This window comes from Chitinophaga sp. (genome assembly GCF_035564935.1).
GTDB lineage: Bacteria > Bacteroidota > Bacteroidia > Chitinophagales > Chitinophagaceae > Chitinophaga.
The window spans coordinates 1-1,738 of the sequence record NZ_DATMTE010000667.1 but is presented as its reverse complement, the minus strand read 5'-3'; the positions used below and the strand labels follow the sequence as shown (position 1 = coordinate 1,738).

At 44.0% G+C, this 1,738-nt stretch carries 2 protein-coding genes; both read right to left on the bottom strand.

Annotated features, from left to right (window positions below; translation table 11 throughout):
* Positions 1-626: alpha/beta hydrolase (locus VN105_RS17160; RefSeq protein ID WP_325642756.1), on the bottom strand; the 626-nt coding region annotated here is incomplete at its 3' end.
* Positions 627-640: 14 nt separating this feature from the next.
* A partial coding sequence (locus VN105_RS17155; protein WP_325642755.1) for a beta-galactosidase occupies positions 641-1,738 on the bottom strand: 1,098 nt, incomplete at its 5' end.

Genomic DNA, 1,738 nt, shown 5'->3' with positions numbered 1-1,738 from the left:
ATATAAGCAAAGGCTTCCAGATGATGCAAGCCTATATTTAACGACTGTCCACCGCCCATCGATAAACCTGCCAATGCACGATGTTCACAGTCGCTGATAGTAGAATAATGTGAATCGATGTATGGAATTATATCTTTCAGTAAATCCTCTTCAAATGGTTTTCTGTAACCTTCAAAATTATCTGCCCTTCCAGAACGGCCGGCCGACGACGTATCTGTTACGGTCAGCTTAGTATCACAGTTCGGAAAAACTATTATTACAGGTTGTATTTTGCCATCTGCAATCAGGTTATCTGCAATATTGTCTGCCTGGCACCATTCTGCCCATTGACGATAATCTGCGCCCAAACCATGCAACAGGTAAAGCACAGGATATTTCTTATCAGGGGAATATCCCGGAGGCGTATATACGCTCATTTCCCGAAGTTTTCCGAGCGTTTTTGAATTGTATTGAACCACTGCTAATTTTCCGTGAGGTGCATCATTACGCTGCACATTAAATCCGGCAGGCGGATCAGGAAATGTGGGAACACTGTCTGCTTTAAAAGAAGCCTTACCTGTTTGTGCCAGGCAGATGTGGCTGACAATAGTAAATAAGATCGAAATAAATAAATACTTACTATTCATCTTTATAAATTTTTTTACTCGTTCCAAACCAATACTCCTCCTGGTTCCAGTATTTTCCTTCCGATCAATATGTTGGCCCCGGCAGACATTTTTATTTCATAACTATCAGAGGAATAATTCACTGCCACATAAAAACCATCCCGCCAATAAACATATACACCGGGCGGATAATGCTCAATAGTGGCACCTGCGCCGGTATATATCTCCTGTAGTATATCTGATTCCAGTTTTGAGTCATCAGTATCCACGCCTATATATGTAACACTGCCATTGCCGATTTTATGTTTTACTACTGCTGCTTCCCCGCTATAAAACTGGTTGTCATATACGGCAAGAGACGCTGTGTTTTTATCAGGCGTTAGTAAATCGGCCCAGTTATTCCAGCTGTAGTGAGTTGATTTCATCAGGATATCTCCTTTGGCGCTGTTTGGGAGCATATCAGTTGCCTTAACCCGGGCGCCTATCAAACCGGATAGGGGGCTTGCCCATCCTGTTTCCCAGAAATGCCCCATGCGATCTTTGGTAGCCGTACGACAAGTAATGATCAAATGGCCACCTTTAGCGACATAATCCTGCCACTTCTTTATCAAAGCACTATCCACCATTTCGTATGCAGGAACAATAACAAACTTATACTTCGACAAATCAGCAGTTTCCGGAATTACATCTACCGGTGCGCCAAATGATTTAGCTATTTCCAGGAATTTAACCGGGTAATTCCAGGTATCCCATTGCAAGGTTTGCTTTTGCCGGTCAATTGTCCAGTAATTTTCAAGATTCCAAAGAATGGCTGTTGAGCGGGCCGCCAGCTTTTCAGGAATACGTGTACCCGGCTTGTATTGTTTTCTTAGTGATTTTATTTCCTCCATGAATTGCATATACTCCACGCCACCAGGTGAAGGGGTCACTCCGTCTGTTTGCATAATACCCGCATGATATTGTTCTGCGCTGTAATTGATCTGGCGAAAGCGGTAAGAGCTGGCAAGTTTCCCGCCTGCTGCAAAGGTGTGATAAAGCCACATGCGTACCGTACCTGGCAGCAGCAGCGGATTGTAGCTACCCCAGTTTACAGGTCCGGGTTGAATTTCCATCACACCGGATACGCCACCAAC